The organism is Anaerostipes faecis (assembly GCF_910574135.1).
Taxonomy (GTDB): Bacteria; Bacillota; Clostridia; order Lachnospirales; family Lachnospiraceae; genus Anaerostipes; species Anaerostipes hominis.
Map to the genome: position 1 here is coordinate 1 of NZ_CAJSYK010000017.1, position 26,017 is coordinate 26,017.

24 protein-coding genes and 4 pseudogenes are annotated in these 26,017 nt (G+C 42.5%); 5 read left to right on the forward strand and 23 right to left on the reverse strand.

The window, feature by feature from the left end; all coding sequences use genetic code 11:
• Nucleotides 1-122: 122 nt before the first annotated feature.
• From QGT46_RS11670 to QGT46_RS11680, 3 genes and pseudogenes are all read right to left on the reverse strand, one after another.
• Nucleotides 123-311: pseudogene (locus QGT46_RS11670) on the reverse strand (type II toxin-antitoxin system RelE/ParE family toxin); the annotation flags it as partial.
• A gap of 3 nt (nt 312-314) precedes the next feature.
• Nucleotides 315-563, reverse strand: coding sequence for a type II toxin-antitoxin system prevent-host-death family antitoxin (locus QGT46_RS11675; RefSeq protein ID WP_148459542.1), 249 nt, complete (start codon nt 561-563; stop codon nt 315-317).
• A 99-nt stretch (nt 564-662) separates the two neighbouring features.
• Entirely contained in the window at nt 663-911 is a 249-nt protein-coding gene (locus tag QGT46_RS11680) for a hypothetical protein (protein WP_270430431.1), read from the reverse strand.
• Between the two features lie 82 nt (nt 912-993).
• On the opposite strand from QGT46_RS11680, the pseudogene QGT46_RS17535 reads away from it, so the two are divergent.
• Nucleotides 994-1,322, forward strand: a pseudogene (locus tag QGT46_RS17535) (XRE family transcriptional regulator); the annotation flags it as partial.
• Between the two features lie 744 nt (nt 1,323-2,066).
• Here QGT46_RS17535 and QGT46_RS11690 read toward each other — a convergent pair.
• From QGT46_RS11690 to QGT46_RS11715, 6 genes are read right to left on the reverse strand one after another with little or no spacing between them, the layout of a single operon-like run.
• Nucleotides 2,067-2,663, reverse strand: coding sequence for a glycerol-3-phosphate responsive antiterminator (locus QGT46_RS11690; RefSeq protein ID WP_024728853.1), 597 nt, complete (start codon nt 2,661-2,663; stop codon nt 2,067-2,069).
• 22 nt (nt 2,664-2,685) lie between these two features.
• Nucleotides 2,686-4,194, reverse strand: a complete 1,509-nt coding sequence (locus QGT46_RS11695; RefSeq protein WP_095142953.1) for an FGGY-family carbohydrate kinase — start codon at nt 4,192-4,194, stop codon at nt 2,686-2,688.
• A 26-nt stretch (nt 4,195-4,220) separates the two neighbouring features.
• The gene (locus QGT46_RS11700) at nt 4,221-5,096 is read right to left on the reverse strand and encodes a class II fructose-bisphosphate aldolase (RefSeq protein WP_024728854.1); all 876 of its coding nucleotides are present in this window, start codon (nt 5,094-5,096) and stop codon (nt 4,221-4,223) included.
• Between the two features lie 35 nt (nt 5,097-5,131).
• Nucleotides 5,132-5,890, reverse strand: coding sequence for an SDR family NAD(P)-dependent oxidoreductase (locus QGT46_RS11705; RefSeq protein ID WP_024728855.1), 759 nt, complete (start codon nt 5,888-5,890; stop codon nt 5,132-5,134).
• Between the two features lie 25 nt (nt 5,891-5,915).
• Complete coding sequence (locus QGT46_RS11710) at nt 5,916-6,971, reverse strand: 2-hydroxyacid dehydrogenase (RefSeq protein ID WP_148459544.1); 1,056 nt, start codon at nt 6,969-6,971, stop codon at nt 5,916-5,918.
• Nucleotides 6,972-7,024: 53 nt separating this feature from the next.
• The gene (locus QGT46_RS11715) at nt 7,025-8,287 is read right to left on the reverse strand and encodes a PTS galactitol transporter subunit IIC (protein WP_148459545.1); all 1,263 of its coding nucleotides are present in this window, start codon (nt 8,285-8,287) and stop codon (nt 7,025-7,027) included.
• 382 nt (nt 8,288-8,669) lie between these two features.
• Here QGT46_RS11715 and QGT46_RS11720 point away from each other — a divergent pair.
• Nucleotides 8,670-9,820, forward strand: a protein-coding gene (locus QGT46_RS11720; RefSeq protein WP_270430430.1) for an IS3 family transposase whose coding sequence is annotated in 2 segments (ribosomal slippage) — nt 8,670-8,928 and nt 8,928-9,820 — 1,152 coding nt in all. Because the reading frame shifts where the segments join, the coding sequence is not laid out codon by codon here.
• Between the two features lie 139 nt (nt 9,821-9,959).
• Nucleotides 9,960-10,214 carry a helix-turn-helix domain-containing protein gene (locus QGT46_RS11725; RefSeq protein ID WP_148459546.1) on the forward strand — a complete coding sequence of 85 codons (255 nt, stop codon included), beginning with the start codon at nt 9,960-9,962 and terminating at the stop codon, nt 10,212-10,214.
• A 59-nt stretch (nt 10,215-10,273) separates the two neighbouring features.
• Here the strand turns inward: QGT46_RS11725 and QGT46_RS11730 are convergent, their stop codons facing one another.
• The 4 genes and pseudogenes from QGT46_RS11730 to QGT46_RS11745 all read right to left on the reverse strand — a co-directional run bounded on the left by QGT46_RS11730 (nt 10,274) and on the right by QGT46_RS11745 (nt 14,085).
• On the reverse strand, nt 10,274-11,731 hold the full coding sequence (locus tag QGT46_RS11730) for a MobA/MobL family protein (protein ID WP_330655841.1): 1,458 nt from the start codon (nt 11,729-11,731) through the stop codon (nt 10,274-10,276).
• A 218-nt stretch (nt 11,732-11,949) separates the two neighbouring features.
• Nucleotides 11,950-13,242: pseudogene (locus tag QGT46_RS17540) on the reverse strand (DNA primase family protein).
• Nucleotides 13,243-13,306: 64 nt separating this feature from the next.
• On the reverse strand, nt 13,307-13,894 hold the full coding sequence (locus QGT46_RS11740) for a CHC2 zinc finger domain-containing protein (protein ID WP_270430428.1): 588 nt from the start codon (nt 13,892-13,894) through the stop codon (nt 13,307-13,309).
• Nucleotides 13,891-14,085, reverse strand: a complete 195-nt coding sequence (locus tag QGT46_RS11745) for a YNR034W-A-like family protein (RefSeq protein ID WP_148459549.1) — start codon at nt 14,083-14,085, stop codon at nt 13,891-13,893. Before QGT46_RS11745 ends, QGT46_RS11740 begins: the two co-directional genes overlap by 4 nt.
• Before the next feature lie 225 nt (nt 14,086-14,310).
• Between QGT46_RS11745 and QGT46_RS17310 the strand changes: the two are divergent.
• Nucleotides 14,311-15,430 (forward strand): annotated as a pseudogene (locus tag QGT46_RS17310) (tyrosine-type recombinase/integrase).
• 61 nt (nt 15,431-15,491) lie between these two features.
• On the opposite strand, the gene guaA reads toward QGT46_RS17310, so the two are convergent.
• A complete protein-coding gene (gene guaA / locus QGT46_RS11755) occupies nt 15,492-17,033 on the reverse strand; it encodes a glutamine-hydrolyzing GMP synthase (protein ID WP_024728868.1) in 1,542 nt (513 codons plus the stop codon).
• A gap of 165 nt (nt 17,034-17,198) precedes the next feature.
• Here guaA and QGT46_RS11760 point away from each other — a divergent pair, with 165 nt between their 5' ends.
• Complete coding sequence (locus QGT46_RS11760) at nt 17,199-17,774, forward strand: xanthine phosphoribosyltransferase (RefSeq protein WP_024728869.1); 576 nt, start codon at nt 17,199-17,201, stop codon at nt 17,772-17,774.
• Between the two features lie 48 nt (nt 17,775-17,822).
• Here the strand turns inward: QGT46_RS11760 and QGT46_RS11765 are convergent, their stop codons facing one another.
• The 9 genes from QGT46_RS11765 to QGT46_RS11805 all read right to left on the reverse strand — a co-directional run bounded on the left by QGT46_RS11765 (nt 17,823) and on the right by QGT46_RS11805 (nt 25,943).
• A complete protein-coding gene (locus QGT46_RS11765; RefSeq protein WP_148459551.1) occupies nt 17,823-18,020 on the reverse strand; it encodes a hypothetical protein in 198 nt (65 codons plus the stop codon).
• 20 nt (nt 18,021-18,040) lie between these two features.
• On the reverse strand, nt 18,041-18,883 hold the full coding sequence (locus QGT46_RS11770) for a helix-turn-helix domain-containing protein (protein ID WP_148459552.1): 843 nt from the start codon (nt 18,881-18,883) through the stop codon (nt 18,041-18,043).
• Between the two features lie 83 nt (nt 18,884-18,966).
• A complete protein-coding gene (locus QGT46_RS11775) occupies nt 18,967-20,097 on the reverse strand; it encodes an NAD(P)/FAD-dependent oxidoreductase (protein WP_148459553.1) in 1,131 nt (376 codons plus the stop codon).
• A gap of 1 nt (nt 20,098) precedes the next feature.
• Complete coding sequence (locus QGT46_RS11780; protein WP_024728873.1) at nt 20,099-20,419, reverse strand: (2Fe-2S)-binding protein; 321 nt, start codon at nt 20,417-20,419, stop codon at nt 20,099-20,101.
• Nucleotides 20,420-20,450: 31 nt separating this feature from the next.
• On the reverse strand, nt 20,451-22,028 hold the full coding sequence (locus QGT46_RS11785; RefSeq protein ID WP_148459554.1) for an FAD-dependent oxidoreductase: 1,578 nt from the start codon (nt 22,026-22,028) through the stop codon (nt 20,451-20,453).
• A gap of 7 nt (nt 22,029-22,035) precedes the next feature.
• A complete protein-coding gene (locus tag QGT46_RS11790) occupies nt 22,036-22,359 on the reverse strand; it encodes a (2Fe-2S)-binding protein (protein WP_148459555.1) in 324 nt (107 codons plus the stop codon).
• Between the two features lie 172 nt (nt 22,360-22,531).
• Nucleotides 22,532-23,665 carry a tyramine oxidase subunit B gene (locus QGT46_RS11795; RefSeq protein WP_148459556.1) on the reverse strand — a complete coding sequence of 378 codons (1,134 nt, stop codon included), beginning with the start codon at nt 23,663-23,665 and terminating at the stop codon, nt 22,532-22,534.
• A gap of 166 nt (nt 23,666-23,831) precedes the next feature.
• Nucleotides 23,832-25,202 (reverse strand): APC family permease, encoded by a 1,371-nt coding sequence (locus QGT46_RS11800; protein ID WP_148459557.1) that lies wholly within the window; start codon nt 25,200-25,202, stop codon nt 23,832-23,834.
• 147 nt (nt 25,203-25,349) lie between these two features.
• Entirely contained in the window at nt 25,350-25,943 is a 594-nt protein-coding gene (locus tag QGT46_RS11805) for a hypothetical protein (RefSeq protein ID WP_148459558.1), read from the reverse strand.
• Nucleotides 25,944-26,017 lie beyond the last annotated feature (74 nt).

A 26,017-nucleotide genomic window follows, 5' to 3' on the forward strand; every position in this document is an offset into this window, starting at 1 on the left:
TTTTACTGCCTGTACTTTGTATTCATGGTCATATTTACGTGCCACTTTGAATACCTCCTTATTCTCTTGGTTTTATTATGAAATCCTTGAGAATAAACTGTCAACTTTTTTTATACCACACCATAATTTGTTCGGAAACTGACTCTTTTGGAAAGATCTGCCCCCATCTCGGGAAACAGTTGAATATTCTCAAATTTACTATAGATTTCTTTGATCGTCTTTGCAGCATATTCTGCATTATCCTCGGCAATATAATCACAAATCTCTTTTAAATCCGCTGCAACTAATGGGTTAATTCGTAATTTCAGCATAGTCTAATCCCCCATAAGTGCTTTTAATTCATCCAAACTGAGCCATCCTTCTCCGTCTTTAACTGCCTCCTCTGCCTCCTGTAGCTTCATTAATAGTTTTTTTTCTGCACGATCCCTCTCATAATCTTCTATATCAAGCACTACAAAACGTCCTCTTCCATTCTTTGTCAAAAATACTGGTTCTCCCGTCCGGCAATTTTTTAAAACTTCATTATAATTTCTCAAATCAGATACTGGTAAAATATTTGGCATATAGACCGTCCTCCGTGATTTATCATTATTATTTCTATACTTATTATACGCAAAAGTGCTGTAAAATTCAACTTAAAATTTTACAGCACTTAATTATAATTATTCTCCGCCTTCCTCACTGTACTTTTTGATTTCAGCAGCTTCAATATCAAAAGCATTCTCCTCTGCTGTTATATCATAATCCGGATTACACAAAAGCGTATCCTGTAAAGATGCTTTCAATGCATTATTGGCACCTGCAACACCATACATTACTCCCAGGCAAAGAGTCAAGATATTCAGTGTCTCCGTGTCAAACTTTTTCCCTTTTTCTGTAACGTCAATTTCCGGGAATCCATACAAATACAAAAATTTTGTGTCACTCGTAGCATATAACCATAGTACTGTGCAATATCCGCTGGAATTGTTGCTGCCATGGCAAAATCGCCGGATGTTGATAATGCTGCTGAAATATTTAGGTCAGCAGTTGGGATTCAGTGAATTGCAGGCTGATGTCCGCATTGCACAGTACGAAAAAAGCTCTCGCAGTCCAAAGGAAAACTATCTGAATGCACTAGTTATGTAGGACTGATGCACACCTTATTTGCATTAGAAGACCTTTATGGGCTTCATATCGGAGAAATTGACAGAGAACTCTGCCTCCGGTTAGATAAATCCAAAGGAACCACCTACCTTTCTATGTTTGATATGTTCCATGCATGGCAGAAACAGGAAGAAAAACTTAAATCCAGGAAAATCACCAAGGAAGAATATGATCAGTGACGGTACAATTACCCGAAAAATACAAAATAAAAGCCGAAGAAAAAAGGCCTTACCAAATTGATTTCTCTCAATTCAGGAAGACCTTTTTTGTTGGTTTCACACATATTACCTGATAACCATCGGATTGATAATAAATAATACCAAAATCTCCAGTGTTATCATTTTGTTATCAAATAGAACCTCTAATGCCCGGGAATGCCCTGTTTATAAGGGTTTCCAGATTTTTTCATTATTCGAACTCCACTTTTATATTTGTCCAATCATAAATAATATGTATTATGGATTCGCTTTTTGTGCATTTTATGTTATTTTATATGCATGATTCGTTTCGTTCATAATATTTTCGTAGCCAAAATGTAGCCACGCTATTTTTATTCACCTCATTAAAATTGTTTAACATTTCCGGACTTTTTTACTCTAAATAAATTTTATCCGCTGGTTTACGAGTTCTCGTTTACATAACCGAAAACAGCGAGAAAATCAAGGGTTTCATAGTAATTTGTTGCAGACGCGTTGCAAACCATAAACACCTCATAACAATCGAAAACATCTCTCTTGAGATTGTCGCAAAATTATCAAATTAGATGATGGATCGATGCCCGCCCTCAACTATAGAAACAGATGTCAAGATCGTTGACCACCAGTCCGTGGCGTCTCTCTTCTGATACTGTTTCTTTATTTATTTCAGTTCTACCGTTTTAGAACATCACAGGGTGGAACAAAATCCCCCGCCCTGTGACGTCATAGGATTTCTTTTCCTCCAAGTGGGTGGTTCCATAATTCCACACAACTTGTCATAGTTCCTGAAAACCCTGCCTGATACACTTTTTCCAGGATTTCTTCTGAATTTACAAACCCACCAACTACAAATGAACAATTACATATTGCACGAAATTTATTATAATATTGTACTGCATAATACGCCGGCCTTAATTCTATCCCGTCATAATCCATATCTCCCATACTCCGTAACACCTGTTCTACCGATAACGAATCGCTGAGCACAATACGGCGGATTGACTTCATCTTTTCTCTTGATATCAGACCTATCTTTGTATTTCCTGTTCCCATGACTCCATCAATGTGATACATATTTTTTAACAATTGAAATGCCATTCTATCTGCCCCGAGTCCGCCTACAAGCTCGTGATTGATAATAACTTTCTTTCCTGCCCTATGGCATATATCAACATTTTCTCTCAAATTACCTATATGACAGCAGCTTAATAATATCCATTCTTCTCGTCCTTCCAGTGCTTTTTTAAGATATTTTAATTCCCGGATAGAAGGAATAATATGGAATTTGCAATCTCCAAATAACTTTTCCTGTTTAGCCAATTCGTATTCTCTCCTGCCTATATTATTTATAATTCCAGTACTCTTTCATCATTTCATTTATGTTAGTCCACTCTGCATAACGTTTTTCATAACAAGGATACTTTTCCAGCCGAGGCATAACCGGAGCCTTTGTCTTCACCGCTCTGTTAAATGCCTCTTCATAATTACTATACACGCCTGCACCAATTCCCGCAACGATTGCCGAGCCCAACGCCCCGGTTTCCTCACAGTCTACTCCGACAATCGGCACCTGTAAAACATCTGCAAAAATCTGTTTCCACACTTTACTCCTTGCTATCCCTCCCGTCAGACGTATTGTGTCCAGCGGAAGTCCTGCATTCTTCAGAAAATCCACATGATATTTATGGATATACGCAACACCCTCTGCTACTGAATAGCAGATCTCGGCATAACTTGTATTCTGATCGATCCCAATAAAGTTTGCCTTTGCGTTCGGATGGATGCTTGGCTGTGCAACGAACGGACTGAAGATAACTTTTGCGTCTTCAGGGCGGACTTCTGATATCAGTTCATTTAGTACATCAAATATAGATACGTCCCTTTTCTCTGCTTCAACCTTCGCTTTATCCCCCAGTGTATGGATAAACCATTCATAATTCGATCCCGAAGCTCCTGTATAAGAGCAATTAAGATATTCTCCTTTGTGCAGATACGGCATATTCGCCGAAGCACCGGGAATAATCCGCTCCGAGTGTGTCTCATTAATACACCAACTGCCCGCTACGGCTGTGTATACACCCCCTCCTGTAGCTCCAGCGCCTACAAGACAAGCCAGAATATCCATCATTCCCGCTACAACAGGCGTCCCCACTTTAAGCCCTGTCAGCTTTGCGGCTTCCTCTGTCACGCAACCGATAATCTCTGTCGGCTCTGCTAACTTAGGAAGGACGTCGTACAATTCAGGAATCCCAAAGAGTTCCATAAGTTCCCTGGAATATTCCATTGTCTCCATATCAAGAAGGGCTGATCCCCCAATACAATCCAGATCCGTCGCAAACACGCCCGTCAAACGATACATAAGGTAATCTTTGAATGTAAAAAATCCACCGATCTTATCGTAGGTCTCTCTGTCATTTTCTTTATACCAGCGAAGAATCGGTGCCGGCTGACCAGCCCAGAGTGTACCTTTAATAATATTATTAATTTTATCATAAGTTCCTTCTTTTTTGTACTTTTCAAGAATTTCATTTGCTCTGTAATCCTGTGAAAAACATCCCGGAGCAATAGAATTTCCGTCTTTGTCCAAAAATACTACACCATTTCCGAACGAAGTCACCCCGATTCCTCTGATTAATGACGGATCAATCTTTGCTTTCTGTATTGACTCTTTAATTGTTCCAGAAACAAGATTCCATAGTTCATTAACGTCAAACTCTTCAAAATCAGCCCTGCGTTTCTTAAACCTCATACTCGGAGTCGCTGCTGATGCTATAATCCTGCCATCTGTATCGAAAATTACTGCCTTACTAGACGTACATCCGGCATCAATCCCTATTAAATATTCTGCCATACTTATACCTCCATCTGCTATTGCCTTCACGCCTTATTGGCTGATCCTACTAAGTCAATCTTTTCCAGTACGACTTGTTTGAGAGCTGCAAGAGATTTCTCGTTCGCCTTGCTCACCCAAATTGCAAGTGTTCCTGACTCTTCCAGTTTCTTCTTTAATTCTCCGTAATATGCACTCAACATTTCCGAATAAATGTTCAGCTTGCAGATTCCCCTCTGGATTGCTTCTTTTATCTGGTCATCCGGAGTTCCTGACCCTCCATGCATTACCATCGGTATACTTGAAATCCTGTTTAATTCATCCAAACGGTCAAAGTGGAGTTTCGGCGTATGTACATAAACCCCATGTGATGTTCCCACAGCTACAGCAAGACAATCTACACCGGTCTCGTCAATAAATTGTTTCATCTCATCAGGATTTGTCAGGTAGTCATCCGGATTATCATAATCCTCATCCGCCTTTAATTCTCCGGATACAATACCGTCTCCCACATGTCCCAACTCTGCTTCCACCGTTACCCCATGTGCATGGGCATATTCAACAGCCTCTTTCGTCAGACGGATATTTTCCTCCAATGGATATACAGACGCATCATACATAACTGATGTAAATCCAAAGTCCACACATTTTTTCAGAAAAGCCATGTCTGTTGCATGGTCCAAATGAAGGCATACAGGAACGCTTGCTCTTTCGGCCATTCTTCTTAAACAAGTAATCCAATAATCAAGCATATCTCCCTGCAGATCTGGTGTTAATCCCATAATAATCACAGGAGACTTTTTTTCTTCTGCTGCCTCTATAATTTTCTGCGCCATCTCCAATGTACTGGCATCAAACGCCCCCACACAATATTTCTCTTTCCTTGCTTTATTTAACATATCTTTTATTGAAACTAATGCCATTGTAACTTTCTCCTTTCAATCCATCTCAACAACTGCTATCGCATCAGCATTCCGCCTGTTGCGTCAATTGTTATTCCTGTCAGATAATCCGCTTTATTGGAGGCCAGAAATACAACTGAATATGCGACTTCTTCAGGCAATGCAGCACGCCCCAGCGGAATCCGGCTGTTATAATAATCTGAATTCTTCTCCAATGACTCCCGGATCATTTCTGTTTTCATAATTCCCGGAGCAACTGCATTCACTGTTATTCCGTATTTGGCAACTTCTCTTGCGAGAGAAATCATAAACGTCACCAATCCGCTCTTTGCTGCCGCATAATGTGCATGTCCCGTAGTTGAACCATGGAATGCCGCCTGTGAGACTACATTGATAATTTTGCCCTTTTCTTCCCGTGAGATCAGATGATTAACCATCATCCTGCTCAGGATATAAGGCACTTCCAAATCCATGTATATGGTACGCTCAAACTCTTTCTTTTCCATATCACGCACATAGGCCGTCGGCCATATACCTGCGTTATTGACTAATACATCTATTTTCCCCAGAGCTTTTACACTTTTCCTAAATAAATCCTCTGCCGCATTTTCCTCTGACAAATCTGCAGGGACAACAGCTATTTCAGTCTTATATGTGTTTCTGATATCTTCCGCCAGTTTATTTGCTTTTTCCTTGTTTCTCCCATTAATAACCACATTTGCACCTTCCTGTGCCATAAGCTGTGCAATTGCTTTTCCAAGACCGTTGGTGCTTCCGGTAATCAGTACATTTTTTCCTTTTAATCCCAGTTCCATCTGTCGTTCTCCTATTGTCAGCAAATTATATCTGTTCTATTACTTTTGAAAAAATTTCCTTATTAACCACAAATCTTGAGTCTTTTTCCGTAATCAGAGTTTCCATTTCCTTTGCAAGCAGTTTCGGCGATCGCGTAAACGCATCTACTGTACCTCCTGCAAGATGAGGTGTTACTGTCACATTGGGAAGTGTAATCAAAGGATAGTCTGCTAACGGAGGCTCCACATCAAACACATCTAACGCGGCTCCTGCAATCTTTCCTGCCTTTAACACTTCATATAACGCCTTTTCATCTACCAGTCCAGAACGTGCCGTGTTAATCAGATATGCATCCGGGCGCATCATTCGAAGCACTTCTGCATTTATCATATGCTCCGTGCTAGCACTCAGCCTTGTGTGCAAAGTTACAATAAGGCACTCTCTCATCAATTTCTCCAGCGAAACCAACTCTACATAGTCCGGTACTTCCTTAACATATGGATCGTATGCCATAATTTCCATATCAAATCCACGCAGCCTCTGAGCTACTTTGCGCCCAATCGCTCCCAATCCGATAATACCCGCTTTATTTCCCGGAAGGTCCGGCACAGTCGCAGCGTTACTGTAATCCCTTACCCATTTTCCCTCTTTCAGGTTTCGATGGCTCTTTGCAATGTTCCTACATTCGCTTAGGATCATCCCAACTGCAAAATCAGCTACCGCATCCGCATTCCTTCCCGGTGTATTACATACGATGATTTCTTTCTCTGTTGCATATTTAACATTAATATTTTCATATCCTCCCCTAAGAACTCCAATCATTTTCAGGTTCTTACAGGAATCAATCACTCTTTTTGTTATCGGACAGAATTGTGTTATAATTACATCGGCATCCTGTACAGCCTGCAAAACATCATTAGACGGTTCGTACGCCTCACTCCCATGAGTCTCAACCAGCAGATTGATATTCTGAAGTTCTTCATAATTTTCCAGTTTCCACTGAACAGTCTCTATCTGATGCCCCATTTTTTCCAACCCCAAAAATCCGCTTTTGATAAAGTTCTCTGGAATTAATAAATCTCCAATACCTACAATTTTCATATTAATCATCTTCCTTTCTTAACGAAAAGCACTCCTAAATATATCAGCTACAGCTATTTCCCTCCAATAATCTTTCCCAACTCAACAATTGCCCAGCCTACAGGTGTATTATAAGGTGCCACTAAACTACCGATTTCCTGGTCGCCTTCTGAATTCACTTCTACGTTTGCCTCTTCGGCAGCTGCTGTGAAGTTTGGTGCCAGACTTGTTCCTGCATAAAGCTGGATTGTTATAATCAACAGACCTGTAACGAAAATACGGAACATATTCCTCTTGCAAAACGGAGCCACCATAGAAATTAGGAATACAATGGACGCCAGATCCGTAAACGGAAGCATCTTGTTTCCAGGAAGTATCATGGCAAGGATCAATGATGCCGGGATCAGCAGTAATGATGTTGCGATTATACAAGGCTCTCCGATCAGAAGTGCGGTATCCATACCAAAATAGAACTCTCTGTTCGGGAACAATTTCTTCATGTACTCTTCTGCTGCATCCCTGATAACCATTACTCCCTCGACTGTTACATCTACCATCTTCGGGAGAAGAATCATAACTGCCGCCACATTAACCGCCAGCGGAAGCACTTCATCCAGCGGCCATCCTGCCAACAGTCCAAGACCTACACCAAGGATTGTTGCCAGAGTTACAGGCTCTCCGAAAATTCCCAGAGTCTTCGTAATCTTTTCAGGATTCATGTCGATTTTCTTCAGACCCGGTATATGTCCGATAACCCAGTCAACTGCGATACCGAGGGGAACATATACGCCGCATGTTGCGTGTACAAACGCCACACCTTTGATCTTGTACATTTCCTGAATAGGTTTTGCTGTAAGGTCTCCAATAATAAATGCAATCAAATACAGAAGCAGGGCGCCTGCAACTCCCAACGGAATACTGCCTGTGACATGATAAACCAATGTTCCTACCAAAGAGATCAGCCAATAATTGAATATATCAATATTGATGATTTTTGTTTTATTTATCGCTAAAAGAATTATATTTAATGCGATTGCCCCTACCACAACAAACGGAATCAGCGGAGATGCCCAGCCTATGGCAGAACCTGTCGCCCATCCTGCATCAATTACCGTAAGATTCAGCCCAAATCTTTCCACCATGTCCTGAGTTGCCGGTCCCAGACTGTTTAGCAGAAGATTGACTACCATATTAATACCGGTAAATCCGATTCCTACCGTCATACCTGCTTTAAACGCTTTTCCTGGTTTTACTCGGAAAATAATGCCTACGATAAAAAATATAATTGGCATTATAACAGTTGAACCCATATTTATAATCGTATTAAATATTGCCATTTTAAGCTCCTTTCTCTTATCCGCTCGAGATATTTCTGACAAAAAAAATGCAATTAAAGGATTCAGTTTCTCTAAATCCTTTAATTGCATTCATCATTCGCCATACAATTGTCTCAAAACTATTTTGTTTTACAAAGTACTTTGTGTTATTTTAGATTTTAGCATTATTGTATTATTTTTTCAAGTTTTTTTTTACTTTTTATATATTTTTTTGTCTTTCTATTTTTTTCTCTCAAAATTCATGAATAATTTCAACAATTTTTCTTGTGTTTTTAAGTCTAAATTATAATCTATATAAACAGTGGATCTATATTAAATAAGTGGACACGGAAAGTAACAATACATTACAATAAAGTAGACACCAAAAAGGAGGTATTTACTCATGTCCACTGGTAAAACTGGAAATAGGTATGACGAAGATTTCAAACGTACTCTCGTCAACCTGTATCAATCCGGCGGAAAATCCCAAGCTGCTCTTTGTAAAGAATACGGAGTCTCTATTACAGCTCTTGGCCGTTGGATCAAACAATATTCAACCGTTGAAACGGATGATGGCGAAATTCTTACCGCAAAACAAGTCAAAGAACTTCAAAAACGTAACGCTCAACTTGAAGAAGAACTTATGATACTAAAAAAAGCGATTGCCATCTTCACGCCACACTCGAACAACGATTAGACGCCGTTCATAAGCTTCGCTTCCAGCATGATATCAAGATTCTCTGCAAAGTCTTAGGTGTCAACAGAAGCACTTATTATAAGCATTACAATTCAGAGCCTGCTAATCGCACCAAGGAAAATCAGAAAATAGCCAAACTTATTCTTCAGATTTATGCTGATTACAATAAGCGTCTTGGTGCTTACAAAATCACATATGTTCTTCAGCGCGATTATGGCATTCACATCAGTGTCGGACGAGTGTACCGCCTGATGAGAACTCTTCAATTACCACGCATGTCCACCGATAAGCCTTATCGTAATTACCGCCACAAAGACAATGGCGACTGTCCCGATCACCTTCATCAGGACTTCAATCAAAAGGCACCAAACATTGTTTGGGCAAGTGATTTTACTTATATCAAGGTTTCTGGTAAATGGTATTACCTCTGTATTGTAATGGATTTATTTTCGCGCAAAGTCATTTCCTGGAACATCTCTGGAAAACCTGATGTTAAACTTGTTATGAATGCGTTCAAAAAAGCTTATTCTAAAAGAAACTGTCCCTCCGGACTTATGTTTCATTCTGATCAAGGATCTCAATATACTGCTTTCTCATTTAGGCAGCTATTGGATTCTCTTAATGTCGTGCAATCATTCTCAAAGAAAGGATACCCTTTCGACAATGCTTGCTGCGAATGTTTCTTCAAATATCTCAAAAAAGAAGAAACCAACCGGAGAACTTATCACTCTTTACAGGAATTACAACTCTCTGTGTTTAAATATATTGAAGGATACTACAACTCAAGAAGGCCACATAGCTCTCTTGGAATGTTAACACCTAACGAAAAAGAAGAACTCTTCTGGAATCAGGCATAGTCCCTCTTTCCAGAAAGATTTTTCTAATATATGTGTCTACTTACTTGACTATGGTTCACTATACATTGCAATTGTATGAGAATTTTATACTAAAATCAATGGCAAGGAATTCGTATGAATGGAAAGAGGTGAAATCTTTATGGCTCAAAAATTAAAGCAAATTAATGATATTTCCATCGGAGATAATCTTCGAAAACTGAGAAATGCTGCCAATCTTACTCAGGAGCAGGTCGTAGCACAATTGCAGCTGCGTAATCTTCCTACATCTAGAAGTGTTTATTCCCAGATTGAGGCCGGAACTTACAATATCCGTATCAGCGAACTGATTGCTCTTGCGGAAATTTTCCATACAGATTTCAACACTATTTTCAACGGTCTGACACATGACAAATAATCCCAGACAACAAATTTTCTTCTGTTGCCTGGGATTATTTTATGCATGAATATTTTTTATTACCGATCCAACCAATCGTGTTTTTTCTGTTTGTTTACGGATTTTGGTCGTTCTCTTTCTTTCACACGTTTTTCATTTTCTTTCAATCGCTCCAGAACACTCTTTTTCTTGTCAGGCTGAATATCATTTTGTCCGGTCTTCTGTTTCCAGACCTCCAGTTCTTTCTTATATTGCTCCACGATCTTATACGCTGTGCGGTATCCATCCATAAATTTCTGAACGTTTGGATAACCGCTCTTTTTAACAAGAATATGGAGTTCATCCTTCTGTTTTCTTATTCTCTCTTTACATTGTTCAATTTTGTTCTGCGCTTCTTTTTTCTCTTTTCCTTTGAAAAACCCGGTAATATCTTTCACATCTTTTTCTAATCTTGGAAGTTCTACTTGTTCTGCCTGGCGTATTACTCTTAACTTTTGATCCAACTTGCTCTTCAGATTTTCCATTTCATAAAATTCTTTAATGTCAATTCCCAACTTCGGTTTTGATGGAAGCCTTAATTTTCTTATATATGCCCGCAAGATCTGTAGTGCTGCCAACAGTATCTCTCGAAACACTCTTGGTTGGAATCCCTGACGAGATATAGATTGTGCTATTTTAGTTGAAATTTCTTCTTTTATGATTTTTAAAATCTTTTCTTCCGGTACTCCTTCCACCAGAGCCACATCGACCGCCCGGTTCCACTTCTGCCTGATTGCATTATCTGCCCGGATTTCTGCTCCTTTAGGGTTGTTCTTACCGATTTTTTTCGTAGGAAGATAAACACTGCCATGCTGAAACACATTTAACTTTTCTTCATCACTACGAACATATACATTCATAAGATCTGTAAAAGAATGCTTTACTTCATCCAAAAATCTTTCACTTTTAAACCTTTCATCCTTTTTAGTAAAGATCTTTTTTTCATATACTTCACCTTTTTTAATAATATGACAACCTGGTCTTATTTCCCCAGACTCACCGAGAATCTCTTTTTTCGTTCTAACATGTTTTCCCTTTTCATCATAAAACATATTTCTGGACGCAATCTTTATAATCGGCTCTTTTAATAATTGACGTTCTGAAAAAATCAGGTGAATATGATAGTTCGTTTTTCTCTTATTATGATGCAATGCAGAAATGCATTCCACCTCGTAATTCTTCTTGAAATGTTCTGTAAATAATTTCAGAAGATGATACGGCTCATACTCTACAAAGCTTTCAGGAAGTGCTATGATCAGTTCTCTCGCTTCAATGCATTTCCCCCTTCTTTTTAATAGCTGCATTCTTTCCTGTGAGTAGGTGCATAGGCACCTGTTTACGAACTTATTGCCGTGACCGGCATCAGCCTCGCAGAGCGAAATACACAGAGCATAAACGAAGTTTGTGCGATGGGTGTATTTCGCTCTCAATCGCCGAGGGCTGTTTAACAAATTTGTTGTATTACCACTTGATGATTTTCGTTTTTTCATATTGGGCATATCTGCCCATTTGTTTTACCCGTATCCGGGTACCTATTTAATCTTTTACCGTCATATAACCCATCCCAGATTTGAAAATAATTTCATATTCCCTTTTATCCGTATAAACGTATAAGCGTATATTTTATACATTTTGAATTCTCAATTTTCTTCATTCCCCTGCAACTATACGCATATACGCTTTTCTCTTCACTTTACCTTTTCTGTATTTTTCGGTATCATCGATAACTCTCACAGCGTATCTGCGTATGAATTCCCTGAAACCCTCTCGCATTTTTTCCGTTGTCCGAAGAAATATTTGTAGAATACCGAATATTGTATTTCTTTTCATTCTCCTTCAGATACCCGGAAAAACTTCTGGCGCTCATTGGCTTCTCTGCATTATCTTCACACCATCTGCAATATGCCTCATACAGATTTCTGGAAGTCGCTGTTGTATTTTCTTCCAGTCGAATATATCCTGTTGATTCCATAAAGGAAATGATGTTATTTCCGGATTCCATCGCCTCATGAAGATTTTTCTTTGCTTTCTCACTCAAGGTAAAGCGGTAATCATTTTTCAACAAACGCTCCAGTCCTTCCAGACACCAGAGGAAAATATCATCTGCTTCCTCTCGTAATTTCTCGATCAAATATGGATCATTCACTCTTCCCGCCGGAATATCCTTGACCGTCAGAATGATCTATCTCCGATAAAATCCATAAGACCGGTCATGCAGCGCACTGAGGCTTCCATTTCCAAAACAAAGGAACCTCACATATAGACTCCCCTGCACACTCTGCTTGGATTTTCTCTCCAGATCCATCTTGTCCTCCAGAGTAACAATCGATTTGATATAATTGGTATCTTTCAGTGCTTCCAATTTCATATCATCATCTACCATAAGAAGTTTATGTTCCAGATCTGCCCTTGCGAATCGATTATGCTCCACCTTCTGAATACTGCTTACATTCATGTTGATTCCCAAAATACTCCGCATGATCAGGCCGATCCTTGACTTCCCTTCCCCTCCTTTCCCCAAAATGATCATCAGCTTCTGTGCTTTATTTGATGGGATGAGGCAGTACCCCACATATTCCTGCAGAGTTGGAATATCCTCTTCTTCCAACAGTTCTGATAAAAATTTCATCCATCGCGATGGCTTGGAATTTCGTTTTTCATAAGACACCGGTAATCGGTTCAGGCAGAATTCTTTTTCACTGCTAAAATTACCATTGAGGAAATATGTACCGTTTTTCACATGAATCCTGTCAAGCTGTATCGGCAGTTCCTCGGAATGTGCTTCTAGCCGAAGAACCTCCAGCAGCTGTTTTACTTTCTTTGAAATTCCCTTTGTCAGTACCGGTTTTACCATTGCATAGATTTCTTTTTCCACCACTGTATCCGGCACCAGTCCATCCAGACCGAAGAAAATTCCATTAATACATTTGAGTGGTATTTTCTGTAGAAAGCTTTCGCAGAATATAACTTCATCAACCTGGCCTTCCGCATACCAGATCGGAATATTCATCTTCGGTTCTGTTTCTCTTTGATCCAGTGCTTCATTCAACCTTTTCTTTGTATTTTCATCGATGTTATCCCAGTCGTTTCTCAAGTTCTTTCACTTCCTTTCCCTTATCTAACAAAAAATCAATTCTGTCCTGTAAATCTCCTTCCAGAAGAATGTCCAGATAATACTCTGCCTTTTCTTTCTGCCGGCATGCTTCTACAAATTTTTCCGCCCACTCGTCTCCCGGATCTTTCGGTGCATATACCCTTTTCCATCCTTCTAAAAGCCGGAGATATTCGGATAAAATTCTGATACATTCCTGTTCCCACTGCTCCATTTTCCCCTCTGTTTCATACAGACTTCGCGTTTCGGACGTTCTTTTCCGTTTGCGTTTCTTTTGTGTTCCGCTATCCTTGATGGAAATCTGAAAGTCCTCTGCCAGTTTTTTTGCCGCCTCAAGCGGCACCAGGTGAAAGAATTCTGATACAAAAGTAATGACATCTCCTTTTGCACCGCAGGCAAAACAGTAGAATCCTTTTTCCACTTTCATGCTGGGATGCCTGTCCTTATGAAAAGGACAGCACACCATTCCATTTCTGTTTACTTTCAACCCATACTGCTCGGCAGCCTGCCTGGCAGTCACAGATTCCTTAACACTTTGAAAAATACTCATTCTACGTTCAGCTCACATCCATAATATTTTTTCTGAAAGTATCTGACCGGAACTTTTCCCTTGATTACGTTATATCCGGCGTTTTCCAGTTCCTGATTCATTTCCCTTACAATGTCATATGCCTTACTTCTGCCAATTCCGAGAATCTCCATGATCTCGTTTGCAGTAATATAAGAAACCTTAATCTGCATCTTGTTCCCTCCTTTGATTGATATCTATTGTTCTGTGCAATAAAAATACGCCTATGAGGCATGGAAAGATAAGACACTGGCTTATTATGCTTCACAAGGTGTAGAAATGTCTGAATTAGAAGAGCTTGATGAGGACGAGCGTATAAAAAGAAGAGCTACTCTCCTTTCTGGCGAATAATCTCCCAACATAGGGTTTTGATAACTCTAAGAAAGGAATGATCAGATTTGTCAGTAACAAAGGATACTTCAGGAAAATGGATGTCCCAGATCCGTGTCAAGGATTACACCGGAAAAGTCATCCATAAAAAGAAACGTGGGTTTGCAACCAAAAAAGAAGCTTTAGAATGGGAACGGGATTTTCTGAACAAAGCAACAGCCAATATGGGAATGCTGTTTCAGGATTTCGTAGAACTGTATTTTGAAGATATGAGCCACAGGCTGAAAGAGTCTACCATCATCAGTAAACATTATATGGTGGACAAAAAGATTCTTCCGGTATTCGGAAAAATCCCTATCAATGAGATTACGCCGAAAGATATCCGCAAATGGCAGAACAATTTAACTGCCTATCGGGATGAAAATGGAAAACCTTACTCCCAGACTTATTTAAAAGCGATCAACAACCAGCTGACGGCTATGTTCAATTATGCAGTGAAGTATTATGACCTACATGAGAATCCATGCACCAAAGCCGGAAGTATGGGAAAAAGTCATGCGGAAGAAATGAACTTCTGGACAAAAGCAGAGTTTGAGCAGTTTATAGTTGCAGTACAGGATAAACCAGCCTCCTATACCGCATTTATGACTCTGTATTATACCGGAATGCGTGTAGGAGAGTTATGTGCATTAACGCCTGCAGATGTGGGATCTGGTAGGCCATACAATCATGATTAATAAGACCTTTCAGCGTATTAACGGCAGAGATGTAATTTGGCCGCCAAAGACGCCAAAAAGCAACCGGGTTGTTACCATTCCACAGACCCTTGCCAACTGTCTGAAAGAGTATATGGATAAGTGCTATGAGATCCAGCCGGATGACAGACTGTTTCCTTACACAAAAAGTTTTCTGAACCATGAAATGCTCCGTGGATGTAAGAAGTCAGGAGTTAAAAAGATCCGGGTACACGATCTCCGCCACTCCCATGCAAGTCTCCTGATCGAAATGGGCTGCCAGCCTCTCCTCATTGCAGACCGGCTCGGACATGAAAAAATACAGACGACCTTAAATACTTACAGTCATCTGTATCCGAATAAGCAGGCAGAAGTAGCTGCCCAGCTTGAAAATGTGATGAACGGAACGACAGTTCCGAATGGTAGCCAAATGGCAGGTGTAGCCAATTTGTAGCCAATAAAAGAGAAAAATCTCTGGAAAGCCTGTAAAATAAGGCTTCCCAGAGATGTGGTGTCTATTCAAACTCAATCGTAGCCGGTGGTTTCCCCGTACAGTCATACATCACTCGATTGACATGTTCCACTTCATTCACGATCCTGGTAGTCACTTTTCCAAGTACTTCCCAAGGGATCTGTGCCGCATCTGCAGTCATAAAGTCTGATGTATTAACAGCTCTCAGCGCAATAGCATAGTCATAGGTTCTTCCATCCCCCATAACTCCCACTGACCTCATATTTGTCAATGCTGCAAAGTACTGTCCCAGTCCTTTATCCACTCCAGCTTTTGCAATTTCTTCTCTGTAAATTGCATCGGCATCCTGCACGATCTTAACCTTTTCCGCTGTCACTTCCCCGATGATACGGATTCCAAGTCCCGGTCCCGGGAATGGCTGTCTCATGACAAGATATTCCGGAATACCAAGTTCTCTTCCGGCCTGTCTTACTTCATCTTTGAACAGGTCGCGGAGAGGCTCGATGATTTCCTTGAAATCTACATAGTCAGGAAGTCCTCCCACATTATGATGGGATTTGATGGTGGCAGATTTACCGACACCGCTCTCAACCACATCCGGATAAATGGTTCCCTGAACAAGGAAGTCCACAGTTCCGATCTTCTTTGCTTCTTCTTCAAATACACGGATGAATTCTTCACCGATGATCTTTCTTTTCTGTTCCGGTTCTTCCACTCCCGCTAATTTCTCATAAAATCTGTCCTGAACGTTCACTCGGATAAAGTTTAAGTCATACGGTCCTTCCGGTCCGAAGACTGCTTCTACTTCATCACCTTCATTTTTGCGGAGCAGTCCATGATCTACAAAGACACAGGTCAGCTGTTTTCCGACTGCTTTCGCCAGCATAACGGCTGCCACAGAGGAGTCCACACCTCCGGACAATGCACAGAGCACTTTTCCGTCTCCAACTTTTTCACGAATGGATTTGATCATGTCATCCACAAAAGAGTCCATATTCCAGTCGCCCTTGCAGCCACATACTTTGTATAAGAAATTATAGATCATTTCTTTTCCCTGTTCTGTATGCATAACTTCTGGATGGAACTGGGTTGCGTAAAGCTTCTTGTCTGCATTTTCCATGGCTGCCACCGGGCATACCGGGGTTGTCGCCGTGATCTTGAAGCCTTCCGGTGCTTCGGCGATGTAGTCGGTATGGCTCATCCAGCAGACTGTTTTATCACCCACACCGTCAAAGAGCTTGGATGAATTGTCCAGCTCCACTTCTGTGCGGCCGTACTCGCTGACAGGTGCAGTCTCCACCTTGCCGCCGAGGACATGGGCCATCAGCTGGGAACCATAGCAGATACCCAGAATCGGGATTCCCAGTTCAAAAATTGCTTTTTCGTATGTCGCGGAATCTTCTCCGTAAACGCTGTTCGGTCCTCCAGTGAAAATGATTCCTTTTGGATTGTATTTTTTTATTTCTTCAAGTGAGGCAGTGTAAGGTTTGATTTCGCAGTAAACGCTGCATTCTCTGACTCTCCTTGCGATTAACTGATTATATTGTCCCCCGAAATCAAGGACAAGAAATTTCTCGTGGTTCACGGGCGTTCCTCCTATATTCCTATATAACTTTATAAAATAACCTATATTCTTATATATTATAAGGTAGGCATGGTGTTTTTACAACTCAATTCTTCCCTGATCTCATTGATTTTGACAGCTTTTGGTGCTAGAATGATAAAAAAGTCGAATGAAATGGAGAATTTTATGAAATTATTAGAGGAACGCATTTTAAAGGATGGAGTATTAAAGGATGGGGGAATCCTTAAAGTTGACAGTTTCTTAAACCACCAGATGGACATCGGGCTGCTTCAGGAAATAGGAAAAGAATTCAGAAGACTGTTTCCGGAAAACATCACCAGAATCTTGACCATTGAAGCCTCAGGGATTGGAATCGCGACGATTGCAGCACAGTATTTTGACAATATCCCGGTTGTATTTGCAAAGAAATCCATGTCCAAAAATCTGGACGGAGACCTGCTGACCTCTAAGGTAATTTCTTATACAAAAGGACTGGAATTTGATATTTTCGTAGAAAAGAAGTTTCTGTCCCCGGATGACAATATTCTGATCATTGACGACTTCCTTGCCAATGGCCAGGCATTAAACGGATTGATCGATCTTGTCAACGGCTCCGGCGCTAATCTGATTGGATGCGGTATCGTGATCGAGAAAGGTTTCCAGGACGGCGGACAGATCATCCGCGATAAAGGTGTACATTTAGAGTCTCTTGCAATCGTGGAAGACCCGAAAGACGGAAAATTATGTTTTAGAAAACAATAAATATGCCTATTTAAAATAAGAGCCGATGTTTTCACTCATCAGCTCTTTTTAAATATTCACATTCACCACTTCCTCAGGCTTTGCCCCTGCCTCTTTTAACAGCTTTACCTGTTTATCCAGCACATATTTGGCCTGCGCATAGGCGTCTCCCACATAAACAAATGGTCCTGCCTTGACGACTCTGCTGTATCCTGCTTCCTCTTCCAACGGTGCTCCTGATGAGTAGTTTATTCTTGTCAATTTCATAGTATTTTCCTCCATATGCTTCACCCTAAAATAATCAGTCTATTCTTATATTCCGCTTCTTCCAGGCTTTTTATATACCGTACCGGTGTCATATTCGTATATTTCCGAAAATCCTTCATCATATGGGACTGGTCATAATATCCGGCATTCATGGCAATGGCCAGCAGGTCCTTTTCATCCTCTTCCCATTTCAGGCTGTTTAAAATCGTCTGAAACCGGGCGATCTTACAATACGTTTTCGGTGAAATTCCCATATTCTCTTTAAACACTTTATTTACATAGCGGACAGAGTATCCCGTCAATTCACCCAGTTCTTCTATCTTTACATTTCCGTCCCGCCTGGTGATCTCGTCTATCAGGTAATTTCCAAGATTTCTGTCCTCTAAATGCTCCAGCTTTTCCTGATTACAGTTCACATAAAAATTTAAAAAAGTCTGTATCTGTGCCCGGAAGTCACGGCTTTGAATGATCTTATCAAATACCTCTTCATCCTTCATAAATTCCATCAGCGCTGCTTCCCCTTCGACTAATTCATTCGGATTCACCGTGTCGGGCAGTATCACCTTTCCCGGCATGAACCGGATGCCGAAAAAATAATCTCCCGGCTTTCCGATCATCGGGGAAGCCTTCAGCCTGGTGCCTATGATGCTGGCATAAGGGTAATTTTTGCTGCAATAAAACAGAAAGTCCACACATCCGTCCGGTACAATGGACAGGATGTCGTGGACGTCCTCTTCGACTTCAAATGCATAAAAATGTGAAATTCCGTAAGCCATCATCACAGCCTTATAGTAATGGGATGTTGTCATGACCAATGACGGCTGTTTGGGCACGATAAGTTTTTTTGGGTGTATTGGCTCCATATCTCTTCCCTGCTCTCTATTTGCTTCTACTATAATACTTCATCGCTGTATTGTACAGAATCCCTGTATATTTTATTTTGTAATTAAATTTTAGCCTGGAAACGGTCATATCTTAAGGCTGTTAAGTCCAGTGCTGTACTGCCGTCCACCACCATCTCAGAGAGCTGTTCGCCCACAGCCGGGGCAATCCCAAAGCCATGGCCGGAAAATCCGCAGGCCAGGATCAGACCGGGTACTTCCTCCACTTTGCTGATGACAGGAACTTTGTCGGCACACAGATCCATCCATCCGGCCCAGGTGCGAACGATCTTTGCATCCGAAAGGGATGGGAAGTATTTCATGATGCCCCGGCAAATGCAGGATGCCGTGATGCTTGAATTAACCGGAGTGCCGTTGTCCTTATTAAAGCCTTCAAAGTTTGAGGAACCGCCGAAGACAAAAGAGCCGTGTTTTGTCTGATGTCCGTAAAAATCCGCTTCCGCCGTCCCCAGCATTTGTCCGAACATTTCCGGTTCTGCCTCTGTCACCAGACATTCCAGCAGTGCAGGCTGCATAGGGATATCCACGCCCACTGTACCCGCAATCTCTCTGCTTTTAAGCCCCGCTGCCAGTATGATATTCTCTCCTTCATACACGTTTTCTTTTGTGATGACCTGTCTTGCTTTTCCCCTGATCTTCCGGATCGCAGTCACTTCTTCCCCAGTAATGAACCGGACCCCAAGTTCTCTGGCTTTCTTATAAAATGCAAGCGTTGCCAGCATCGGGTTTGCATGACCGTCGGTGGGACACCAGCTGGCTCCTATGACTTCATCGGACAGATATGGACAGATATCCCGGACTTCCTCACCTGAAATCATCCGCACATCCAGGCCGCATGATTGAGCATTTTCAGCCAGTCCGCTTAAAATTTTCATGTGTTCTTCTGTCTTGCCAAGCCGCAGGTTTCCATCCTGACAGTATTCCACATCTGTTTCCAGCTCCTCCGAAAGGGTCGGCCAGAGGTTCTTTATTCCATACATGGCAAGGGGAAGTTCCCGTTTGTCTCGGCCGGACTGGCGGACGCCTCCTCCGTTTCTGCTGGACCCTCCGTCTCCCAGGTGATCGCTCTTTTCCAGTACGATAACGGAACAGCCTCTTTTTGCGAGATAATAAGCCGCTGCATTTCCGATGATTCCTCCTCCGATCACGATCACATCTGCACAACGATTTCCCATATTACCGTACCTCCTTTCCAAGCACTCTCATTTCCGTAGGACGCATCGGCGCCCTGGACGTAGCCGGTTCCAGTTCTGCCGGAGAAACTCCCAGTTCCCTTGCCACGATTCCCCTGACCAATTTAGAACAGGTCTGTCCCTGACAGAGTCCCATGCCGGTTCTTAAGTATCTCCGGATTTCTGTGAGGGTGAACATCCCGTCGTGGACGGCTCTCCGGATTTCTCCTTTCGTAATTTCCTCACACCGGCAGATGATCATATCATCATCGTTGGCCGGAACAAATTCCTTTAATATTTTTGATCTGTCATTTATCGTATTCACAGTTCTTTCCTCCATCTTTTATACTCAGGCTTTAAGAGGCCCGGAAAAACCTTGCCTTCATTGCCATGTCCACAGGCACCTTGATGGTCAGAAGATTGGTGTGATCAAATGCTTTGGATGTCTTTATTTCTACCACTTCTGCCCGGCATACCTCGTTTCCGCTCCGGTCAAGGGCTTTTCCCTCTGCCCCTTTTTCCGGCAGCGGAAGGAATTCATACGGAAGAGTTACGCTTGCATAATCTCTCTCAAACTGCTCATTCACGAGGAAAATCGCCTGTCCGGAACAAGCAGCCACACACATGCCGCATCCGATGCACTGAGCGTCCGGATCTACTGCCGGCAGGGAAGTGATATTTTCTCCGATCTTGATACACTTCTTAGGACACGCATCCTGACACGGATTACACGGGATGTTCTGGGTACACTCCATCACCGGATGGATTCCTATGGTTTTCGTAACCCCCGGGTACTGTTTTACTTCTTCTTCGCCTAAATAACCATTTTCAAGCAGGTTCATAGAAATATCACAGCCCTCATCTGTCTTCTTTAGAAGCTTCCCTTTATTTTCAGGCCCGAACATTCCCTGCCTCAGACTTTCCAGGGCTTCTTCCAGTGCGGCAAGCTTCTCATCCCGTTCTTTCTCATTCATAAATCCAAGTTCACATGCAGCGGCGGTACCTGCCATCCTTCCTTCGATCATGGCAGAACTGGCTTCCTCAATTCCTGACACATCTCCCGCCACAAAAATTCCTTTGACGGAAGTCTCTCCGTATTCATCACAGAGCGGCACCTGTCCGCCTTTCTTTGGGTTATCTTCCATTTCACATCCGGCCATTTTTAAAAGCTGGGACATTGGAGACAGTCCCACGGCAAGGCAGATAGTATCTGCATCGAAATGTTTCTCTGATCCGGGCACGGTCTGCCAGTTTTGATCCACCTTTGCAATGGTCACTCCGGTGACCCGGTCTTCTCCTTCCGCTTTCACAATCGTGTGGGATAAATAAAACGGTACGCCGCATCTTGCCAGCTTGGCCGCATGGACTCCATAGCCGCCGATTCTTGGCGCCGCGTCTACCAAAGCTGCAACCTCACATCCGGCCTGCATCAGCTGATAACTTACTACCAGTCCTACGTTTCCGCTTCCAAGCATCAGAACCTTTTTCCCCGGCTGTACACCATGCAGGTTCATCATCGTCTGGGCGGCTCCCGCTCCGATCACTCCCGGCAGCGTCCACCCGTCAAAGGTAACCATATTCTCTGAAGCCCCGGTTGCCACAATGATGGCATCTCCCTTATAATGCCGGATCTCATCTCCGATCCGCACAGTGATTTCTTTGTCCAGATAAAGCCCTATGACAGTGGCATTCAATACGACCTGCACTCCCGCATCCTCTGCCTCTTTTAACAGATCTTCTCCAATCTTAAATCCGCGGATCTTTGCTTTGTGTTCTTTGGAACCGAAAAATTTATGTATCTGCTTAAACAGCTGTCCGCCCGGTTTTGCGTTTTCGTCAAAGACAATGACATTCATCCCTTTTTTTGCCGCTTCTATGGCCGCAGACAGGCCGGACGGCCCTGCTCCTACGACGATCAAATCATACCGTTTCATATCGTTATCATCCCTTCATCTTAGTTTTTTCTGCGCTGACTCCATACTGAGTCTGAACCCTCATCCCTTCTTTCAAAGGTGTCACACAAGTTCTCACATTGGGCCTGCCGTCCACCACCATGACACAGTCCGTGCAGCGCCCGATGGCACAAAAAATACCCCTGGGCTTTCCGTATTTTTTCGTATGCCGGTGTACCATCACCCCGGCGGCTTTCAAAGCCGCAGCAATTGGCTCACCCTCAAAACCCGTCACAGGTTTGCCATCATAAAAGAAAGAAACCTCCTTCCCTTTCTCCGTCCTGCCCAAAATCGGATGCTCTTCAATTCTCATAGCCAAAACCCTCCTGCCATATCTTTTCTTAATTTATCCGCAGCGAAAAATGCCTTCTCTTTCCACAACTATCATTCAGTATTTTTCAACCAAAAGGTGCCATCCTGCGATAGTTTTTTATCACTATTGGAGGAGCACATTTCAAAAGCGCGACGGAAATAGTGATAAAAAACTACGCCATTCTTGGGGAATCCCACAAGTTCAATTTCGTCCCAATTCCCTGATCCAGTGCTTTTCGATACAATTCTGTTCCCCATGCCACATCTTCCACCGGCATTCCTCCGATAGAGAACAGGATGATCTCGTCATCGTTTTTCCGTCCGGGTACTTTTCCGTTGATGATATCTCCGATGTCTTCGATTTTCTTCCTCGGCATGATTCCATCGTGATACATATCTACAAATTTTGTTCCTATAATTGGTACGGTCTCAAAAGAAGGATGAGGATATTCTTCGGTCCACGCCTCATATAACCCAAAGTTGTCTACCACTGTCTTTGCCCTGTTCAAGAGAAAATCGTCTTCAAAGTTTGCACATGCAGGAAGACTGAAAAATGCTCCCGGCTTGATCCATTCCTCTTTGACCATAGGGTAATTTTCTGATCCTTCCGGGCATGAGGTAGCCATGCTGATAACGTCCGAATCCCGGACCAGATCTTCCAATGTATCTGTCAACTCAATTGTCTTAAACTGAGGAAATTTCACTTTCACATATTCAATGAAGCTCTCAATAGAACCCCGGCTTCTGCCTTTGATCTTAATGGTATCAAGTTCCGGACAAGTGCAGACAAACGCTTCCAGAGCCGTTTTGTTCATGACACCGGGTCCATAGATCCCAAGCACTTTGGAATCCCTTCTCGCCAAATGCTTTGCACCGACTCCCGGCACTGCCCCTGTACGGTAAGCACTCAGTAAGTTTGCAGACATTAAGGATCTTGGAGCTCCTGTCTCTTTGTCATTCAACATAAGCATCAGAATGGATCTCGGAAGTCCTTTGTCTTTGTTTTCCACATTGGAACCATACCACTTCATCCCAGCCATGTCATATTCTCCGCCCAGGTAGGCGGGCATCGCCATAAATCTGCGGTCCGGCCCATTCACCGGCATATTCGGAAAAGGTGATATATCCGGAAAAGAAACCATGCACCCATGAGAATTTCCATTAGAACCTCCCATAGCATAATCCCCTCTGCTCAAAAGCCGGAACATCTCTTCCATACTCTCCACACAGCCCTTCATATCCGTAACCCCGAGCTTCACCATTTCCTCTTCGTTTAAATATAAAAAATCAACCCTTGAATTACTCATTATTAAAACCTCCTGTATCAGATAATAAATATTTTATTTTTGTGCTCATTTTAGTCTTTCAATGCCTTCTCTTTTCTGCATAATTGGAGTGAGACATTTTACGATAGTTTTTTATCACTATTGGAGGAACGCATTTCAAAGCGTGACGGAAATAGTGATGAAAAACTCATGCCAAAGTATTCACCGTTTGCATTTCCGGACATTCGACCGTACCCATTTTCTTTATTCCCTTTACCCAGATCACTGAGAATGCGATCAGTGCCAGCAGCAGAGTCGCGAATATTTTATAAATCAGGATTCTGGCATCACCCTCGGCAATGTTAAAGATCATATAAATGTCACCGATAATGCAGATCACCTGAGGGATACCGAGAAGAACCAGCTTCTTGTTTCTGCCCTCGGCATCCGGATACCTTCTTCTCAGCGCAAGGACTGTGATATTAACCATAATATAAGAAGTCAGCCAGAAGCAGGACGCCGCAAGGATTATATTTGTAAGCCCTGAAGACTGGGTAAATCCGGTAACGATCAATGCCGTGATTCCTCCGCTCAGCAGGCCGATTCCTGCTGCCGGAACCCCATACTTGTTTTTCTGTTGAAAGGCCTTCGGAAACAGCTGATTTTCTGCCATACCGCTTAAAATATTCGGAATGCCTCCGAGGACGGTATTGACTGTACTGATTCCCGCCAGCAGTGTCACGATGCCCATCCAGTAAACTCCGGCCTGGCCCATGCACCGTTCTGCAAACAGCATATGGGGCATTGGATTCGACGCCAGTTCCTGCAGTGTGACATACTGTGTCATCCCCACACCGAGCAGCGCCTGCACTCCGAACAGGACGACGATGCCAATGATCATAGCCAAAAGTACGTCTCTTTTGGGATTCTTAAGATCCTTTGACACCGGGATTACGAATTCAATTCCGATAAACAGCCAGAATGCCAATGCTGATAAAGAAACGATTCCTCCAATCCCGGTAACCTGCGGCTTCGTCTGCTGAGCAGCCGTCACTATCTCGCCGGTGCCCAGATGAAAAAAACTTATGATTCCCATGAGCAGAAAAGATGCCAGCAGAAGGAATACGACAATGTTCTGGATTCGGGCGAAAAAATCAACCCCTTTATAGTTTACATAGGATAAAACTCCCAATACGATCACACTGATCAACGGTGCCGGAACCTGAGGCAGAAAGATCTGATTCAGTACCGTTCCGCACATGGCGATTTCCACGGAACCGGATAGAATATCAACAATCACATAGGCGGACAAGGTCGATACCATGGAAGCCACTGGCCCCAGTCCCACCAGGGTATACTGTCCCAGGCCTCCTTCCGCTTTCGGCATCATGGAATGCAGTTCTTGAAAGCTTAACGCCAAAAACCCATTCAGTATCAATACGACAAACAGTGCGATAATAAAACTTTTGCCTGCAAGGCCCATACCCTGCCCAAGGGAAAGCAGGCAGCTGGTGGCCACAATCAGCCCTACACAGACAGATACCGCACTTCCGAGTCCCAACTTTTTCGTATTCTCCATACATATCACTCCTTTTCATAAAAGAAAGGCGTCCCCGGATATCCGGTGAACGCCTTTGTTCCCATCTCTCTTATTTACTTCGTTTCTTGCTGATGGGTTACAGTTTACTCTCTTTCTTTTCATATGAATTGTAAAAATCGGAACTCGTTAATTATTTTCTTCAAACCGGACCAGGCCGATATAGTATCTGGCCGAGTCATCCAGCAATACTTTCACAGGGATTTCTTCCCTTTCCCCACAGTTGGACCAGATCAGGATTTCCCGTTCCTCATCATATCCTGTGATAGTCACCCAGTGCCAGTTGTCTTCTCTGAATTCTTTCCTGGAATGACGCCAGATCAGCAGTGCTGTGGGGTGCCCGTGATATAACCCTTCCTTAATAAAATCGAGACAGTCCTGCCTATTCCTGGGCAGAAACATGCTCCTTGCCTTTAATTCTTTTCCCCTGTCGGATGCAAAGCTTAAAAAATCTTTTTTAAACTTTCCGATCAGCGGATAGCCCATGAAGCCGGGCGTCATATACTGATACATGCCTTCCATAAGTTCTAAATATGATTCATGGGGTATCAACTCTGAATTTTCTACTTCTTCCGAAAATAAACCTTCACAGACGGCGATATTCGTGCCGGTGACGCTTCCGCATCCCGCACGGCGCTGGAAAGTGCCTGGAAACCATTCCTGGTTGCCGCCGTAAGCCAGATATTTTCCGTCTCTATATATTTTAGGACACTTTAATTCCATCTCACATCACTCCTTTTCTCATTATAATATCTTTTTTTGTCAAGATATACAACCCTTGCTGCATAGACTATGTA

Coding starts and splice junctions, on each gene's coding strand:
- QGT46_RS11800 (WP_148459557.1), bottom strand. CDS start 25,202: ATGGAGAATACGAAAAAGTTGGGACTCGGAAGTGCGGTATCTGTCTGT.
- QGT46_RS11740 (WP_270430428.1), bottom strand. CDS start 13,894: ATGAGTATTTTTCAAAGTGTTAAGGAATCTGTGACTGCCAGGCAGGCT.
- QGT46_RS11745 (WP_148459549.1), bottom strand. CDS start 14,085: ATGCAGATTAAGGTTTCTTATATTACTGCAAACGAGATCATGGAGATT.
- QGT46_RS11710 (WP_148459544.1), bottom strand. CDS start 6,971: ATGAAAATTGTAGGTATTGGAGATTTATTAATTCCAGAGAACTTTATC.
- QGT46_RS11805 (WP_148459558.1), bottom strand. CDS start 25,943: ATGGAATTAAAGTGTCCTAAAATATATAGAGACGGAAAATATCTGGCT.
- QGT46_RS11785 (WP_148459554.1), bottom strand. CDS start 22,028: ATGAAACGGTATGATTTGATCGTCGTAGGAGCAGGGCCGTCCGGCCTG.
- QGT46_RS11775 (WP_148459553.1), bottom strand. CDS start 20,097: ATGGGAAATCGTTGTGCAGATGTGATCGTGATCGGAGGAGGAATCATC.
- QGT46_RS11700 (WP_024728854.1), bottom strand. CDS start 5,096: ATGGCATTAGTTTCAATAAAAGATATGTTAAATAAAGCAAGGAAAGAG.
- QGT46_RS11725 (WP_148459546.1), top strand. CDS start 9,960: ATGGCTCAAAAATTAAAGCAAATTAATGATATTTCCATCGGAGATAAT.
- QGT46_RS11730 (WP_330655841.1), bottom strand. CDS start 11,731: ATGCCCAATATGAAAAAACGAAAATCATCAAGTGGTAATACAACAAAT.
- QGT46_RS11770 (WP_148459552.1), bottom strand. CDS start 18,883: ATGGAGCCAATACACCCAAAAAAACTTATCGTGCCCAAACAGCCGTCA.
- QGT46_RS11715 (WP_148459545.1), bottom strand. CDS start 8,287: ATGGCAATATTTAATACGATTATAAATATGGGTTCAACTGTTATAATG.
- QGT46_RS11795 (WP_148459556.1), bottom strand. CDS start 23,665: ATGAGTAATTCAAGGGTTGATTTTTTATATTTAAACGAAGAGGAAATG.
- QGT46_RS11790 (WP_148459555.1), bottom strand. CDS start 22,359: ATGAGAATTGAAGAGCATCCGATTTTGGGCAGGACGGAGAAAGGGAAG.
- QGT46_RS11695 (WP_095142953.1), bottom strand. CDS start 4,194: ATGGCAGAATATTTAATAGGGATTGATGCCGGATGTACGTCTAGTAAG.
- QGT46_RS11765 (WP_148459551.1), bottom strand. CDS start 18,020: ATGAAATTGACAAGAATAAACTACTCATCAGGAGCACCGTTGGAAGAG.
- QGT46_RS11675 (WP_148459542.1), bottom strand. CDS start 563: ATGCCAAATATTTTACCAGTATCTGATTTGAGAAATTATAATGAAGTT.
- QGT46_RS11705 (WP_024728855.1), bottom strand. CDS start 5,890: ATGGAACTGGGATTAAAAGGAAAAAATGTACTGATTACCGGAAGCACC.
- QGT46_RS11760 (WP_024728869.1), top strand. CDS start 17,199: ATGAAATTATTAGAGGAACGCATTTTAAAGGATGGAGTATTAAAGGAT.